Raw genomic sequence first — 14550 nt, 5'->3', positions numbered from 1 at the left:
GATAGCTGCGCAGTTAGCTGGGGTGCTTTTGCAGTTCTAGGTATTGGAATCGAATAGCTTCCACAGCGTTTCTCATCTCTTCCCGTGTCCAGTGGTCATAGGTGAGCGTCCCGATGCTCCCAGGCGTTTTATGTCCCGTGATCTTGTCTTGGGTACTTTCACTGAATCCCGCACGGCGCATCAGTGGGCGCACCGTGTGGCGAAAGTAATGGAAGCTAGCCCCGCCCGCGCCCGCCATACCTAAAGACTCGCGGTAGTCTTTAAACCAACGGCCAAAATAATCGCTGGCTTTGTCTTTCCGAAGCGGAAGGGTGGGCCACAGCGATTCGCTACCTGTTTTCCTAACGTCCTCGACGTAATCCAAAAAGCCAAGGCGCAAAAGTTCACTATGTATTGGGACCTGCCGCACCCCAGCATCGCTCTTGATGCTTTGGTTCTCTCCCTCCTCGCGAAGAGAAAGAACATGGATGCCCTCGATACATTCCACATCCACGCTGTGTAACTGGCAAAGTTCACCCAAGCGGGACCCCGTATAGAGCCCCAAAAGGGGAATCCAATACGCGGCCTTACTGCCTGCATTTCGTGCCTCTGGAAGGACACAGGACGTATACAGCGGAGAGGTGAAGAGTGTTGTTAGCTCCGCTTCTGTCCACGGTCGGCGCTTATTCGTGGTGACTGCCTTGATGTCGAGGCCCCGCCATGGCTGCTTGGGTATCCATTCAAGGGTCTCCGCTGCATACTTCAGCAGGGACTTGATGGCGGTGAGGCGGTCTCTCGCAGTCTTTGGGGTCTTGGAGGTTTCCCTCAGCCAGATTCGGTAGGTGTCTCCCATGTCTCTGGTTATGTTCCCGATGGGTAAGGACGGGTGCTTGCTCTCGAATTGAGCTAACGCCCGCCCGTATGCGGCGATGGAGTCCGCGGAGCGGGGTGAGTCGCCCGATAGCTGCCACCTCTCATACACCTTGCGTATGGTTTTTGCGGCCTGCTCTGAGGCCACCGGGAGTGCCACTACAGGCGTTTCTACGACTTCTCCAGCGTCCCTAAGGGTCAACTCGCGGTGAGCTGTTCTGTAGGCCTTGAGGGCCGTTAACAATGCCTCCCGTACCCCTGGCGTCTTCGCATCAAGGGCTACGCCCAACTTGCTGGCCTCCGCTTGGACCAGCGGAAGCACCGCGCTCAGGTTTCGGCTTGCAAGGGCTGTGGCTGCATTGCCCTCCAGGTAAGCATTCAAACCTGCCAGTTCCTCCGCTTCCTCCGCTGTCAGGCCCGTAAGGTCATCCTCACGTTCTACAGGAGGTTCCCATTGAGGAATGAGGAGACTATTGCGACTTCTGCGGGTCCACTCTTTGCGGAGGTGAACCATCTCAGCCAGCAATGGAAGGTCGGCACGTAGGCGGTCATCTTCGGACAGCACATGGGCTCGGACTCTCTCAGCCAAATAACCTGCCAGGTTGGGCGTTATCGCGTCTAGCAGGGTTGGATTGAGTTGCAGCCTCTTCGTCTCGAAGTCAGCCATCCATTCAGCCCGCTTGATGGTCGCCAAGAAGGTCGCCTCACGGCGGTCGCTGGTGCCCAGAGCGATATTGATGCGCCGCTTGCCAAAAGCAGCATGAAGGTCTGGTGGGATGACGATGAGAACGTACCACCGGGAGCCGCGTTGGCTCATGCCGATAACCTTGCTTGCCATGTCTTTCTCCGAGGTCATGGCTGTGCAAGGTTCTACAGGTAAGTTCTACAGTCTAGGGCTCGTAACCCGGTGAAAAGGCCCAAGTATTTGAATACAAAGGCTTTTCTTTGAATAAGGTGACGAGCCTTGACCCCGGCACTGGCTCCACAGTTAGGGCTGCTTGGTTCCCCATCTGACCCGGTTGGCCGCTTTACCATGCGGGAAGGCCCGTCACTGACTATTGTAAGGGCAGGGCGGCGGACTTAAAGACCGTGGACCCAAAAAACCCTCAAGGCAGCGCTTTAGAATCCCCTCATGTCCTATCTCGTGCTCGCCCGCAAATACCGCCCCAGAAACTTCTCTGAAATGGTCGGGCAGTCGCATGTGGTGCAAGCGCTGGGCAATGCGCTGAGCACGCAGCGACTGCACCATGCCTACCTGTTCACCGGGACGCGCGGTGTCGGCAAGACCACTATTTCGCGGATTCTGGCCAAGTCGCTCAACTGCCTGGGCACGGACGGGCAGGGCGGCATCACGGCCACGCCTTGTGGTGTGTGCCAGGCCTGCACCGACATCGACAGCGGTCGGTTTGTCGATTACACCGAGCTCGACGCGGCCTCGAACCGCGGCGTCGACGAGATCGCGCAATTGCTGGAGCAGGCGGTTTACAAGCCGGTGGTGGGGCGCTTCAAGGTCTTCATGATCGATGAGGTGCACATGCTGACGAACACGGCCTTCAACGCCATGCTCAAGACGCTGGAGGAACCCCCCGAATACCTGAAGTTTGTGCTGGCCACAACCGATCCGCAAAAAGTGCCGGCCACCGTGTTGTCGCGTTGCCTGCAGTTCAACCTGCGGCCCATGGCGCCCGAAACCATTCTGGAACATCTGACCCAGGTGTTGCAGGCGGAGACCGTGGCGTCCGAGCCGCAGGCCTTGCGCCTGCTGGCGCGCGCGGCGCGTGGCTCCATGCGTGATGCCTTGTCGCTGACCGATCAGGCGATCGCCTTTGGCTCCGGCCAGTTGCAGGAAGCCAGCGTGCGCCAGATGCTGGGCAGCGTGGATCGCAGTTATGTGTTCCAGCTGCTGGACGCGCTGGCGCGCGGCGACGGCAAAAGTGTGGTCGAAACCTCCGAGGTCTTGCGCCTCAATGGGCTGAGCGCCGCCTCCACCCTGGAAGAAATGGCCACCGTGTTGCAACGCATGGCGGTGCTGCAGGCGGTGCCCGGCATAGGTGCGGGTGACGACGAGTCCGACCCCGAGGTGGCCGCCACGGCGCGCCTGGCGCAGACCCTGCCGGCCGATGAAACCCAATTGCTCTACAGCCTGTGTCTGCATGGTCGCGCTGAACTGGGCCTGGCGCCTGACGACTACGCGGCGCTGACCATGGTGCTGCTGCGCCTGCTGGCCTTCAAGCCCGCAGGGGCTTCCACATCAACGGCACCGGGGAGCGCCGTCGAGCTCCCGAAAAAAGCCACAGCCTGACCGGGCGCCGGCCCCGGTCGTACAAGCCACCGCACCAGCGCCTGCGCCGAAACCGATGCCTGCACCCGCACCGGTGCCCGCGCCAGCCCTCGCACCGGTCCAGCCGGTGGCTGCTGCCCCTGCGGTGCCCGAAAAATTTGAAGAAAACATGCCTCCAGCCCAGGAGGATCAAGCGCCGTCAGCTATTAATTTTGTAGCGGATGAGGATTCGATGCCGCCGCCCTGGGATATGGACGAGGAAATGGCGGGGGCCATGGCTGCACCTGCCCCGGCACCTGTTCGCGTGTCCGAACCCGCGCCTGCCGTGGCCACGTTTGAAGCCAGTCCGCTGGGTGACGACTGGACCGCGCTGGTCAACCGCATGGTCGCCGACGACGTGATTGCGGCGCTGACGCGTGAACTGGCGCTGCAATCCGAGCTGCGTTCACAGCTGGACGGCGTCTGGACCCTGCGCGTCGAGCGCGAGTCGCTGAACCATACGGCTTCGCGCGAAAAGCTGCAGCTTGCCCTGCAAGCCGCTGTGCCTGACAGCGCGCTGCGCAAGCTGGAAGTCGAGCTTGGCCCGGTGGGCGATACACCGGCCAGGCGCAACGCGGCCGCGCAGCTGGCGCGGCAACGCGAGGCCGAAGCCATCATTTACAACGACCCCTTTGTGCAAGACATGATGCGCGACTGGGGCGCCAAAATTGTGCCGGGCAGCATCAAGCCGGTGAAGCCCGCCGCCCCCAAACCGATATGATCGAAGCCCTGTGGGCTCGCTGATTTAGCCATTTAGATTCAAAGGAAAAAACATGTTCAACAAAGGACAACTCGCCGGCCTCATGAAACAGGCTCAGGCCATGCAGGACAACCTGAAAAAAGCACAGGACGAACTGGCTTTTGTCGAGGTGACGGCCGAATCCGGCGCCGGTCTGGTCAAGGTCACCATGACCTGCAAACACGATGTCAAACGGGTCGAGATCGACCCCAGCCTGCTGGGCGAAGACAAAGACATGCTGGAAGACCTGGTGGCCGCCGCCTTCAACGCCGCCGTGCGCAAGGCCGAAGAGCTGAGCCAGGAAAAAATGGGCAAACTCACGGCGGGTATGCCCGGTCTGCCAGGCGGCATGAAATTCCCCTTCTGACGGCTACTGCGCGGGTCCATGGCCGCGTTGCGGGGCCCGTTCAGGCCATCCTCATGCACCTGAAGTGCATTCCGGTGACCTGACACCCGCGCCTGGCCCTGAACCCGCTCGCTACGCCGTTATGCGCCACACCTTTTTGCTCTCTCTCATTCATGGCTGACTCCAACGCCCTCGAAGGCCTGACCCAGGCGCTGCGGCGCCTGCCTGGCGTGGGCGCCAAGTCGGCCGCGCGCATGGCGTTTCATCTGTTGCAGCACGACACGCAGGGTGCCCTGCAGATCGCGCGTGCGCTGGAACATGCAGTGCAGAGCGTCAAACATTGCGCCTTGTGCAATACCTTGACCGAGCTGGACGTGTGTATCACCTGCGCCAACCCCGAGCGCGACCGCAGCAAACTGTGTGTGGTCGAGACCCCGGCCGACCAGGCCGCGCTGGAGCGCACGCGGGCTTACCGCGGCCTGTATTTTGTGTTGATGGGCAAACTCAGCCCGCTGGACGGCATAGGTCCGCACGACATCGGCTTGAAAAAACTGTTCGACCGCGTGGTGCCCGAAGATGCGCAGGGTGAGCCGGCGGGGGCCGATGCCCGTGAGGTGCAGGAAGTGATTCTGGCGACCAACTTCACGGCCGAAGGCGAGGCCACCGCGCATGTGATCACGCAGGCCCTGAAAAGCCGCGGCGTGCAGGTGACGCGGCTGGCGCGCGGCGTGCCGGTGGGCAGCGAGCTGGAGTACGTCGACCTGGGCACGATTGCCCACGCGCTGGTGGACCGCCGCTAAGGTACTGCTCGTTGCGTCACGAATGCTATTCTTTTCATAGCTGACAGCGCTCGTCCTTCAAAGACTACAAGCCAGAAAGGCACTTGATCCATGAACTATGCGCATTTCACCGTGGCCTACTGGTGTCTGCTGGTCGCCGCCTTGTTGCCGATTGGCTGTGCGGCCCTGGCCAAGTGGGGCATGTTCAGCGTTTCTCCGCGCCAGGGGGGTTATGACAACCACAACCCGCGCGCCTGGCTGGCCAGGCAAACCGACTGGCGTGCGCGTGCCAACAGCGCACAAGCCAACACCTTTGAAGCGTTGCCGTTTTTCTTTGCCGCGGTGATCATTGCGCACCAGTTGCAGGCGGTTCAGGTGCGGCTCGACGTCTTTGCGTTTGTGTTTGTGGTGCTGCGTATTGCCTACGTCATCATGTACGTGGCCGACATGGCCAAAAGCCGCAGCGCGCTCTGGGCCCTGGCCTTGCTGGTCAACATCGGCATCCTGTTTCTCGGCTACCGGTAACGTCTGGTAACCAGGGGCTCTCTGCCTGAATCCCGCAGCGCGCGGCGCGCGAGTTAGGCCCAGAGTCCTTAACGTTCCGTACAAACCCGCACGGGATGATACTGATGCGGTTTTTTTGGGCGCTGTTTATGCTTCCTCCAAGCCATGAATGGCACAGAGAGAACCCGCATGAACACTCCTTTTTCCCTTACCCGCAGAAGTTTCGCCGGCGTTGCCGCCGCGGGGGCAGCCAGCCTGGCCTTCCCGGCCTTGCGCGCCCAGGGCAAGCTTGAGAAATCAAAAATCGCACTCGCCGTGGGCGGCAAGGCGGCGTTTTATTACCTGCCGCTGACCATCACCGAGCAGCTCGGTTACTTCAAGGCCGAAGGCCTGGAGGTGGAGATCAGTGACTTTGCCGGCGGCGCACGCGCGCTGCAGGCGGCGGTGGGCGGCTCGGCCGATGTGGTTTTCGGGCGCCTACGAACACACCATCAACCTGCAGTCCAAAAACCAGTTTTTCCAGGCCTTTGTGTTGCAGGGCAGGGCGCCGCAGATCGCTTTTGGTGTGTCCACCAAAAACATGCCCAACTACAAGTCGGTGGCCGACCTGAAGGGCAAAAAAATCGGTGTCTCCGCGCCTGGTTCTTCCACCAACATGATGGCCAATCTGGTGCTGTCGCGCGCCGGGCTCAAGGCCAGTGATGTCAGTTTCATCGGTGTCGGCACCGCCGCCGGTGCGCTGGCGGCCCTGCGCTCGGGCCAGATCGATGCCATGAGCAACACCGACCCGGTGATGACCATGCTGGAGCAAAAAGGCGATGTGAAAATCATCTCGGACACCCGCACACTCAAGGGCACGATCGATGTGTTTGGTGGTCCGATGCCGGCGGCCTGCCTGTATGCGCCGCTGGATTTCATCCAGAAACATCCCAACACCTGCCAGGCGTTGACCAATGCCATCGTGCATGGCCTGAAATGGCTGCAAACCGCTGGCCCCAGCGACATCATCAAGACCGTGCCCGAAAACTATTTGCTCGGCGACCGTGCCTTGTACCTCGCCTCCTTCAACAAGGTGCGCGAGGCGATTGCGGTGGACGGCCTGATCCCCGAAGATGGCGCGCGGACGGCGCTCAAGGCGCTGGCCAGTTTCGATGCCAGCATCAAGGCCGACAAGATCGACCTGAGCAAGACCTACACCAACGAATTCGCCCGACGCGCGAAGGACAAGTTCAAAGCCTGATCCCGGGCCGCGCAAGCGGCTTGTTTTTTATATGCCCGACCTGGTTCGCGGCCACCCTTCATTTATGCCGCAAGCCTCCCAGGATCACGCCGCCGAATACGCGATTGAACTGCTCAACATCACCTGCACCTTTAAAGCGCGGGAGGATGCGGGGCAGGGTTACACCGCCGTCGGGGACACCACGCTGCGTATACGCGCTGGCGAGTTTGTCTCGGTGGTCGGCCCGACCGGTTGTGGCAAGTCCACCCTGCTCAACATCGGGGCCGGTTTGCTGGCGCCGTCTTCCGGCTCGGTCAAGGTTTTTGGCGAGCCTCTGGCCGGCATCAACACCCGCGCCGGCTACATGTTCCAGACCGAAGCGCTGATGCCCTGGCGCAGCGCCATCGACAACGTGATGGTCGGCCTGCAATACCGCGGCGTGCCCGATACCGACGCCAGGCGGCAGGCGCAGGCCTGGTTGGACCGGGTGGGCCTGAGCGACTTCGGTGACCGTTACCCGCATCAGCTCTCCGGCGGCATGCGCAAACGCACGGCGCTGGCGCAGGTGCTGGCACTGGACCCGGACATCATCCTGATGGACGAGCCCTTTCGGCACTGGATATCCAGACCCGGCAACTGATGGAAAACGAGGTGCTGGACCTCTGGGCCGCGAAGAAAAAAGCGGTTATTTTTATCACCCATGACCTGGACGAAGCGATTGCCATGAGCGACCGCGTGGTGGTTTTGTCGGCCGGGCCGGCCACCTGCCCGATGGGCGAGTTCGAGATCGACCTGCCACGCCCGCGCAACGTTGCCGAGGTGCGCACCCAGCCGCGTTTTATCGAGTTACATACCCAGATCTGGGATGTGTTGCGCGACGAAGTGCTCAAGGGTTATGCGCAACAACTCAAAAAGGCCTGAACCTATGCGCCCCCACGTTCGCTCGCTGCGCGTAGCTCTCTGCCCCCCTAGGGGGCGCTGCGCCTGCGGCCCGGCAAAGCCGGTTCCGCGGCCCTGGCTTGACGGCTCGGGGCCGCTTGCTTGGCGTGCGGTCCTCCAGTTCAAGCGCACGGAAGTTTGATATGTGGGGATTTTTCAAACCTTCCGACCGCAACCTGCGCTACTGGCAGGTCGGCTTGTTGCTGGCTTTCCTGAGCCTGTGGCAGCTCGCCTCGCGTGATCCGCAACTGGCTTTTTTCCTGGGTGAGCCGGTCCAGGTCGCGGGGCGTGTCTGGTCCTGGTTCATGCCATTCGGCTTTGGTCCCAGCCGGCTGTTTGCCGACGGCCTGCCGGGCAACGCCGACATTTATCTGCACCTGGGCACCACCTTGCTGGAGACGGTGCTGGCGTTTGGCCTGGGCACCATGCTGGGCCTGGCCTGCGGTTTGTGGCTGGCGCTGGCACCTATGGCCAGCGCCATCATGGACCCTTACATCAAGGCCGCCAACTCGATGCCGCGTGTGATCCTGGCGCCGATTTTTGCGATGTGGTTCGGCCTGGGCATCTGGAGCAAGGTGGCGCTGGCGGTGACGCTGGTGTTTTTCATCGTTTTTTTCAATGTCTACCAGGGCGTCAAAGAAGTGAGTCCGGTGGTGTTGGCCAATGCCCGCATGCTGGGCGCCAACCAGCGCCAGCTGTTGCGCACCGTGTACCTGCCCAGCGCGACCAGCTGGGTGTTTTCCAGCCTGCACACCTCGGTCGGCCTGGCCTTTGTGGGCGCGGTGGTCGGCGAGTATCTGGGCTCGGCCCGCGGCGTGGGGTATCTGATTTTGCAGGCCGAAGGCACGTTTGATGTGAACACGGTGTTTGCCGGCATCGTGGTGCTGACGGCGTTTGCGCTGGTGCTGGATGGCATTGTGGGCCGGCTGGAAAAACGCCTGATGAAATGGCAGCCGCGCACCGGTGAAACTGAAAAATTATGAAACCAGCAGAGAGTTTGGACAAGGCGGTCCCCCGCGTTGCGCTGATACACGCCACGGCGCTGGCCGTGGAACCGATCCGGGCCGCCTTCGGGCGGCATTGGCCGCAGGCGCGCTGCATGAACCTGCTGGACGACAGCCTGTCTGTAGACCTGGCCGAAGCGGGCCACTTGACGCCCGTGATGGTGCAGCGTTTTGTGGACCTGGCCGCTTATGCCAGCCGGACCGGCTGCCGCGCCATCCTGTTCACCTGCTCGGCCTTCGGGCCGGCCATCGAGGCGGCCGGGGCCGCCGTGGGCCTGCCCACGCTCAAACCCAATGAGGCGATGTTTGAAGAGGCACTGGCACGCAGCCCGGTGCAGAACGCGAAGCTGGGGCTGATCGCCACCTTTGAGGCCTCGATTCCTTCCATGTCGGCGGAGCTGCTGGACATGGCCAGGCAGCGCGGGCGCCAGATCGACCTGCAGACCCGCTTTGTGCCCGATGCCATGCAGGATTTGGCCCAGGGTCGGGCCGAAGCGCACCACCGCAGGATCGCCGTGGCCGCACAAAGCCTGCACGACTGCGATGTCGTCATGCTGGCGCAGTTTTCGATGGCCGCCGCCCAGCCTCTGGCGCAAGCCGGCCTGTCCTGCCCCGTGTTGAGTAGCCCCGATTGCGCCGTACTCGCCCTCCAGAAAAGAATGCAACATGCTTGAGAACCGTATTTCCTTGGCGCAGCTGCAGCAATTCATCACCACCGCCATGGGCAGGCTGGGCTTGCCGGCGTCCGACGCCGCCATCGTGGGCCGTTTGATGGCCGAGGCCGAGTTGCAGGGCTCGGACGGCCATGGCGTGATCCGCCTGCTGCCTTATGCGCGCCGCATCCGTGCCGGCGGGCTGAATGTGCGACCCAAGATCAAGGTGGTGCAGGAGCGGCCCGGCATGGCCTTGCTGGACGGCGACAACGGCATGGGCCACCTGGTGATGCAACGTGCCGCCGAGATGGCGATTGAGAAGGCGCGCCACTGCGGCATTGCCTGGGTGGGGTCGCAATTCAGCAACCATGCCGGCCCGGCGTCGCTGTACGCACGTATGCCCATGGCGCAGGACATGATTGGGCTGTATTTTGCGGTTGGCAACGCCAACCACCTGCCGCCTTGGGGCGGGCTGGACATGTTGCTGTCGACCAACCCGATCGCCGTGGCCGTGCCGGCTGGCGAGGAGCCGCCTGTGGTGCTGGACATGGCGACCACGGTGGCGGCCTACGGCAAGGTCAAGGCCAAGGCGCAACGCGGCGAAATGATGCCGCTGGGCTGGATGATTGACCGCCTGGGCCAGCCCCTGCTGGATCCCAAACGCGCCGAGGAAGGTTTTCTGATGCCGATTGGCGGCTACAAGGGTTACGGTCTGTCCCTCATTGTGGGTTTGCTGGCCGGCACGCTGAATGGCGCGGCCATGGGCAAACAGGTCATCGATTTCAACCACGACGACACCACCGTCACCAACACCGGCCAGGCCATCATGGCGATCGACCTGAGTGCTTTTGGTGATGTGGCCGGCTTCAAGGCGCGGGTGGATCAACTGGTGCGCGAGCTGCGCGGCAGCGAACGCATGCCGGATGTTGAGCGTATCTGGTTGCCGGGTGAACAAAGCCACGAAAAACGCCAGACGAACGAACGGGACGGCATGGCCTTGCCGGCCGTTCTGCTCAAGCAACTGGATGCCTTCGCCCTGGAAATGGGCATACCGACCTTGCAAGCCACCTGATCCCTTCACTGGAGACAAGCACCATGACACCCTCGTTCAAGCGTCGCCATCTCGGTCTGTTGTTGATGGGGGTGTTGGGCAGCAGCCTGGCCTGGGCCCAGACCGCGCCGGGTGCTTACCCCAGCAAACCGATTCGCATGATTGTGCCGCTGGCGGCGGGCAGTGCCGTGGACAACGCGGCGCGTATCGTGGCCCAGAAGATGGGACAGAACATGGGGCAAGCGATCGTGATCGAGAACCAGCCCGGCGCCGCAGGCTTGATCGGTGCGGGCAACGTGGCCAAGGCCGCGCCGGATGGCTACACCCTGGGTGGTTTCAACGACAGCATCATGACCATGCTGCCCAACCTGCAGCCCAAGATGCCCTGGGATATTCTGAAAGACTTCGAGCCGGTGTCTCTGGTCGCCACGGTGGAGTGGGGCCTGGTGGTGGGCGCCGACGCGCCCCAGCGCAGCGCGGCCGACCTGATCAGCAGCGCACGCGCGGCGCCCGGAAAAATCAATTACGGTTCGGGCGGCAACGGCAGCCCGCAACACATCGCCATGGCCTTGTTTGCTTCGCAGTCCGGTGTGAACATGACCCATGTGCCTTACAAGGGCGCGACCCAGGCCGCCATGGGCGTAGCGGGCAACGAGGTCCAGGCCGCCTTCCAGGGCATTGCGACCGTCAACTCCCTGGTGCGCGCCGGCAAGCTGCGTCTGGTGGGGGTGACCACGCCGCGCCGCATGCCCCAGTTTGCGGACGTGCCGACGGTGTCCGAGTCCGGCTTGCCCGGTTTTGAATTCAACTCCTGGTTTGCGCTGATGGCGCCGGCCGGCACACCCAAAGCGATTGTTCAGACCTTGCATGCCGAAGTGGCCAAGGCCCTGGCCGACCCGGAGGTGCGGGAAAAACTCATCGCGCAAGGCCTGAGCCCGCGCGGGACTTCGCCCGATGAGTTGGGCAAGGCCATGCGCGCCCAACTCGCGCGTTATGGCGCGCTGATCAAGCAGGCCGGTATCACGGCAGAGTGAATGCAGGGGACAAACACCATGACGCAACCTCCCAACGCCGCCCTTCGCTTGTATTCCGGTCCGCTGAGCATGTTCGGCGCCAAGGTGCAGATCGCTGCGCTGGAGAAGGGGCTGGACGTGGCGCTGGTCATGGTGCCTTTCGAGATGCAGCGCCTGTACCAGCCCAAACACCCGGAGGTGCTTCGCATCAACCCCAAGCAGCAGGTGCCGGTGCTGGTTCACGGCGACCTTGAACTGTTCGACTCGACGCAGATTTTTGAGTACCTGGAAGAGTTGCAGCCTGAGCCGCCGCTGTGGCCGGCCGGCCTGGCCGCCAAAGCCCGCGCACGCCTGCTGGAGCATCAATCCGACGAGGTATATTTCCCGCCCATCGTCCGCCTGATGGGCTTGCAGGACAAACCGCAAGACCCGGTAGCGATCGCCGCGCGTGAGGCCTCGGCCGCGTATTACCAGGCCATGGAGATGCTGCTGGTGGGGCGTGATTACCTGGCCGGCCCGTATTCGTTTGCCGACATTGCGTTTTATATGGCGCAGCTGTTTGGCGAACGTATGGGGGCGGTAATGGGAGACGACACACCGCGCCTGCTGGCCTGGCGCGAGCGGCTCTCGCAGCGGCCAGCCGTGCGGCAGGTGGCGGGTGCGATGGCGCAATACCTGTTGTCGCAGGGGCGGCCGCTACCGGCTTTTCTGGCGGCGTTGGTGCCGGCCGGTTGAGTAGGGCGTGTGCAGGTGTATCGGCATGTCGTCCTGCAAACACCGGCCCGGCTTGCCGTTAAATTAAATAACCATCCCCTGTCCCAATGGCGCCAGCGCACTGCGGGGCTTTTTGACCACTTCAAGGAATACTCATGTCTCTGACTGCCCACATTGGCCCCGTTGCGGCCCTGATCGCCGGCATCCTGATTTTGCTCATGCCCAAGCTGCTCAATTTCATTGTGGCGATTTACCTCATCCTCGTCGGCGTGATTGGCCTGTTTGGAACGGGCTGGTTGCGGGTGTAAGCCGCGTAGCGAAGGGCGAGGGCCCCGCGCAGCGGGATCGACCAGCGTAGCGGCTGGCGAGCCGAGGGCCTAGATGGCCCGCAGGCGAGACGCGTAGCGGCTCAACCACGATCCGCCAGCGCCAGCAGCGTCTGCTGCTGGCCAGTCGTGCGCGTGGTGATCAGGCCCAGCAAAGCGCTGCGATCCAGCAGGTTGAGGCCGTGGTACTTCGCAAATTTGCGCGCATTGTCGGTGTAGCCGGAGGACGTGGCATAGGTGCCGCGCTGGAGTTGCCGCGCCTGCATCACCTCCAGCAGAGGGTGGATTTCCTTGACGCCCAGCAACTGGTTCGGCCATTGTTTGCATTGCGCCACTGCCACCGGGCTGTCCTTGCCCTGTTGCGCGTGGCGTGAGTAGAGCCACAATGTCACGCCGCCAGCCGCGCCATGGGACTGGCAGCGGGTTTCAAAACCGGCCTGGGCCAACAAGGTTTCACACACCGCGTCAAACTGCGGCGCCGACAAGGTGTCGAACATGTCTGGCCCCCAAAGCGGGGCTGGTGTGGCCTTGTTGTCTGTGGGGTGAAACATCAGCGCAGTGGCTCAGGGCTGGGTGCTCAGTCGCTATTGTTTTAATAGCTGCTTGCGCTTATGGGCTAAGGGCTGGAGCCTTGTTTTTATCGTCATTCGGGCTGACTAGCGTTTTTTACTCTTGACCACGGCTTTGCCCGGATTGCGCTTGACGGCTTTGATATGGCCATGCGCGGGGGCGGATGTTTTCCTGGCGCCGCCCATCTTGACCGGTAAAAACACCACCACCGGGTGGCCCATTTTGAAGGCGGCGTTGGCGCCGACCTTGTTCCAGTCGGCCACACTGGCCGCGCTCAGGCCATAACGGTGGGCGATGCTGGCCACGGTTTCGCCCTTGCGCGCCTTCACGGTGCTGCGGCGTGTGACGATTTCCGGGGCGAAGGCCATCTGGGCGTTGTCGGCCACGTTGCTGGTCACGTCGTTGTTGGTTGCGGCCGTGCGTGGCACCAGCAGGGTAGAACCGGCCTTGATCAGCATGCGCGGCGGAATGCTGTTGATGCCGCGCAAGTCGGCCTCACTCATGCCGACACGCCGGGCGGCATCACCGACGCTGAGGGTGGTGGGTGCGGTCCAGGCTGTCCAGCTGGCGTATTGGCCCTGGGTGTAAGCCTCGAAGTTGCGCTGAAATATCTTGGCGTTGTCCCAGGGCAGCAGGATGTGGGGTGTGCCGGCGGCGATGATCACCGGCCGGTGCGCCGAGGGGTTGAGCGCCTTGAAGTTGCTGATTTCCACATCGGCCAGCCGGGCGGCCAGCGCCACATCGATGTCGCGCGTGATCTGCACCTGCTGGAAGTAGGGGTGGTTTTCAATCAGCGGCAGCTCGGCCCGGAAGTTCTGCGGGTTGGCCACGATGTTTTTGACCGCCTGCAACTTGGGCACATACAGCCGCGTTTCATCGGGCATGCGCAAATCGTTGTAGCTGGTGCCCAGACCCAGTTTCTGGTTCTTGGCGATGGCGCGGCCCACGCTGCCTTCGCCCCAGTTGTAGGCGGCCAGCGCCAGGTGCCAGTCGCCGAACATGCCATAGAGTTTTTGCAGGTAGTCCAGCGCGGCACGGGTCGAGGCCAACACGTCGCGGCGGTCGTCGCGAAAGGCGTTTTGCTTGAGGTCGAAATATTTGCCGGTGGCCGGCATGAACTGCCACATGCCGGCCGCCTTGGCGCTGGAGACGGCTTGTGGGTTGAAGGCGCTTTCGATGTAAGGCAGCAGCGCCAGCTCGGTCGGCATGTTGCGCCGCTCCAGCTCCTCGACGATGTGGAACAGGTATTTGCTGGAGCGTTCGGTCATGCGCTGCATGTAGTCCGGCCGGGTGGCGTACCACTGCTCGCGGTCGCTGACCAGTTCGTTCTCGAGGTTGGGCATGGCAAAGCCGCGGCGTATGCGCTCCCACAAATCGGCCGGTGCCTGCAACTGGGCCACCGTGCCGGAATGGGCCTGTGCCGGGTCAATCGGCGACAGCGGACCGTTCGGGTACAGCGGTTTGGCCGCAGGCGTGGCGGCCGGGGCCGTGCCCAGCATCGGGTCGCCGGGCATGCCGGGTGCG

12 protein-coding genes, 1 other RNA gene and 3 pseudogenes are annotated in these 14550 nt (G+C 62.6%); 12 read left to right on the top strand and 4 right to left on the bottom strand.

What is annotated here, in order from left to right:
- Positions 1-13 precede the first annotated feature (13 nt).
- Both ACHMXK_RS13560 and ffs read right to left on the bottom strand, forming a co-directional pair.
- Positions 14-1687, bottom strand: coding sequence for a DUF6538 domain-containing protein (locus ACHMXK_RS13560; protein ID WP_397441087.1), 1674 nt, complete (start codon positions 1685-1687; stop codon positions 14-16).
- A 115-nt stretch (positions 1688-1802) separates the two neighbouring features.
- Positions 1803-1899: signal recognition particle sRNA small type (ffs, locus tag ACHMXK_RS13555), an RNA gene on the bottom strand.
- Positions 1900-1981: 82 nt separating this feature from the next.
- On the opposite strand from ffs, the pseudogene dnaX reads away from it, so the two are divergent.
- From dnaX to ACHMXK_RS13495, 12 genes and pseudogenes are all read left to right on the top strand, one after another.
- Positions 1982-3890 (top strand): annotated as a pseudogene (dnaX, locus tag ACHMXK_RS13550) (DNA polymerase III subunit gamma/tau).
- A gap of 52 nt (positions 3891-3942) precedes the next feature.
- Entirely contained in the window at positions 3943-4275 is a 333-nt protein-coding gene (locus ACHMXK_RS13545; RefSeq protein ID WP_397441086.1) for a YbaB/EbfC family nucleoid-associated protein, read from the top strand.
- Positions 4276-4427: 152 nt separating this feature from the next.
- On the top strand, positions 4428-5054 hold the full coding sequence (recR, locus tag ACHMXK_RS13540) for a recombination mediator RecR (protein ID WP_397441085.1): 627 nt from the start codon (positions 4428-4430) through the stop codon (positions 5052-5054).
- A gap of 90 nt (positions 5055-5144) precedes the next feature.
- Positions 5145-5558, top strand: coding sequence for an MAPEG family protein (locus tag ACHMXK_RS13535; RefSeq protein WP_397441084.1), 414 nt, complete (start codon positions 5145-5147; stop codon positions 5556-5558).
- A gap of 168 nt (positions 5559-5726) precedes the next feature.
- Positions 5727-6777, top strand: a pseudogene (locus tag ACHMXK_RS13530) (ABC transporter substrate-binding protein).
- 64 nt (positions 6778-6841) lie between these two features.
- Positions 6842-7677 (top strand): annotated as a pseudogene (locus tag ACHMXK_RS13525) (ABC transporter ATP-binding protein).
- A gap of 161 nt (positions 7678-7838) precedes the next feature.
- Positions 7839-8678: an ABC transporter permease gene (locus ACHMXK_RS13520; RefSeq protein ID WP_397441083.1), complete on the top strand. Its 840-nt coding sequence runs from the start codon at positions 7839-7841 to the stop codon at positions 8676-8678.
- The gene (locus ACHMXK_RS13515; RefSeq protein WP_397441082.1) at positions 8675-9373 is read left to right on the top strand and encodes an aspartate/glutamate racemase family protein; all 699 of its coding nucleotides are present in this window, start codon (positions 8675-8677) and stop codon (positions 9371-9373) included. The genes ACHMXK_RS13520 and ACHMXK_RS13515 overlap by 4 nt, the downstream gene beginning before the upstream one ends.
- Positions 9366-10424 carry an Ldh family oxidoreductase gene (locus ACHMXK_RS13510; RefSeq protein WP_397441081.1) on the top strand — a complete coding sequence of 353 codons (1059 nt, stop codon included), beginning with the start codon at positions 9366-9368 and terminating at the stop codon, positions 10422-10424. The genes ACHMXK_RS13515 and ACHMXK_RS13510 overlap by 8 nt, the downstream gene beginning before the upstream one ends.
- A 23-nt stretch (positions 10425-10447) precedes the next feature.
- Positions 10448-11437 carry a Bug family tripartite tricarboxylate transporter substrate binding protein gene (locus tag ACHMXK_RS13505; RefSeq protein ID WP_397441080.1) on the top strand — a complete coding sequence of 330 codons (990 nt, stop codon included), beginning with the start codon at positions 10448-10450 and terminating at the stop codon, positions 11435-11437.
- Positions 11438-11455: 18 nt separating this feature from the next.
- The gene (locus ACHMXK_RS13500) at positions 11456-12151 is read left to right on the top strand and encodes a glutathione S-transferase family protein (protein WP_397441079.1); all 696 of its coding nucleotides are present in this window, start codon (positions 11456-11458) and stop codon (positions 12149-12151) included.
- A 134-nt stretch (positions 12152-12285) separates the two neighbouring features.
- Complete coding sequence (locus ACHMXK_RS13495; RefSeq protein ID WP_397441078.1) at positions 12286-12438, top strand: DUF3096 domain-containing protein; 153 nt, start codon at positions 12286-12288, stop codon at positions 12436-12438.
- Positions 12439-12539: 101 nt separating this feature from the next.
- Here the strand turns inward: ACHMXK_RS13495 and ACHMXK_RS13490 are convergent, their stop codons facing one another.
- Positions 12540-13007 (bottom strand): restriction endonuclease, encoded by a 468-nt coding sequence (locus tag ACHMXK_RS13490; RefSeq protein WP_397441077.1) that lies wholly within the window; start codon positions 13005-13007, stop codon positions 12540-12542.
- Between the two features lie 105 nt (positions 13008-13112).
- Positions 13113-14540 carry a transglycosylase SLT domain-containing protein gene (locus ACHMXK_RS13485; protein WP_397442523.1) on the bottom strand — a complete coding sequence of 476 codons (1428 nt, stop codon included), beginning with the start codon at positions 14538-14540 and terminating at the stop codon, positions 13113-13115.
- Positions 14541-14550 lie beyond the last annotated feature (10 nt).

It is taken from the genome of Polaromonas sp. UC242_47 (assembly GCF_044452385.1).
Lineage (GTDB): Bacteria > Pseudomonadota > Gammaproteobacteria > Burkholderiales > Burkholderiaceae_C > Polaromonas.
The sequence above is the reverse complement of the archived record's forward strand: the minus strand, read 5'-3'. Positions and strand labels throughout refer to the sequence as shown.

What these genes read in the sequence shown, in the direction of transcription:
- recR (WP_397441085.1), top strand. Translation starts at nt 4,428, where the DNA reads ATGGCTGACTCCAACGCCCTCGAAGGCCTGACCCAGGCGCTGCGGCGC.
- ACHMXK_RS13560 (WP_397441087.1), bottom strand. Translation starts at nt 1,687, where the DNA reads ATGGCAAGCAAGGTTATCGGCATGAGCCAACGCGGCTCCCGGTGGTAC.
- ACHMXK_RS13520 (WP_397441083.1), top strand. Translation starts at nt 7,839, where the DNA reads ATGTGGGGATTTTTCAAACCTTCCGACCGCAACCTGCGCTACTGGCAG.
- ACHMXK_RS13545 (WP_397441086.1), top strand. Translation starts at nt 3,943, where the DNA reads ATGTTCAACAAAGGACAACTCGCCGGCCTCATGAAACAGGCTCAGGCC.
- ACHMXK_RS13505 (WP_397441080.1), top strand. Translation starts at nt 10,448, where the DNA reads ATGACACCCTCGTTCAAGCGTCGCCATCTCGGTCTGTTGTTGATGGGG.
- ACHMXK_RS13510 (WP_397441081.1), top strand. Translation starts at nt 9,366, where the DNA reads ATGCTTGAGAACCGTATTTCCTTGGCGCAGCTGCAGCAATTCATCACC.
- ACHMXK_RS13485 (WP_397442523.1), bottom strand. Translation starts at nt 14,540, where the DNA reads ATGCCCGGCGACCCGATGCTGGGCACGGCCCCGGCCGCCACGCCTGCG.
- ACHMXK_RS13490 (WP_397441077.1), bottom strand. Translation starts at nt 13,007, where the DNA reads ATGTTTCACCCCACAGACAACAAGGCCACACCAGCCCCGCTTTGGGGG.
- ACHMXK_RS13495 (WP_397441078.1), top strand. Translation starts at nt 12,286, where the DNA reads ATGTCTCTGACTGCCCACATTGGCCCCGTTGCGGCCCTGATCGCCGGC.
- ACHMXK_RS13535 (WP_397441084.1), top strand. Translation starts at nt 5,145, where the DNA reads ATGAACTATGCGCATTTCACCGTGGCCTACTGGTGTCTGCTGGTCGCC.
- ACHMXK_RS13515 (WP_397441082.1), top strand. Translation starts at nt 8,675, where the DNA reads ATGAAACCAGCAGAGAGTTTGGACAAGGCGGTCCCCCGCGTTGCGCTG.
- ACHMXK_RS13500 (WP_397441079.1), top strand. Translation starts at nt 11,456, where the DNA reads ATGACGCAACCTCCCAACGCCGCCCTTCGCTTGTATTCCGGTCCGCTG.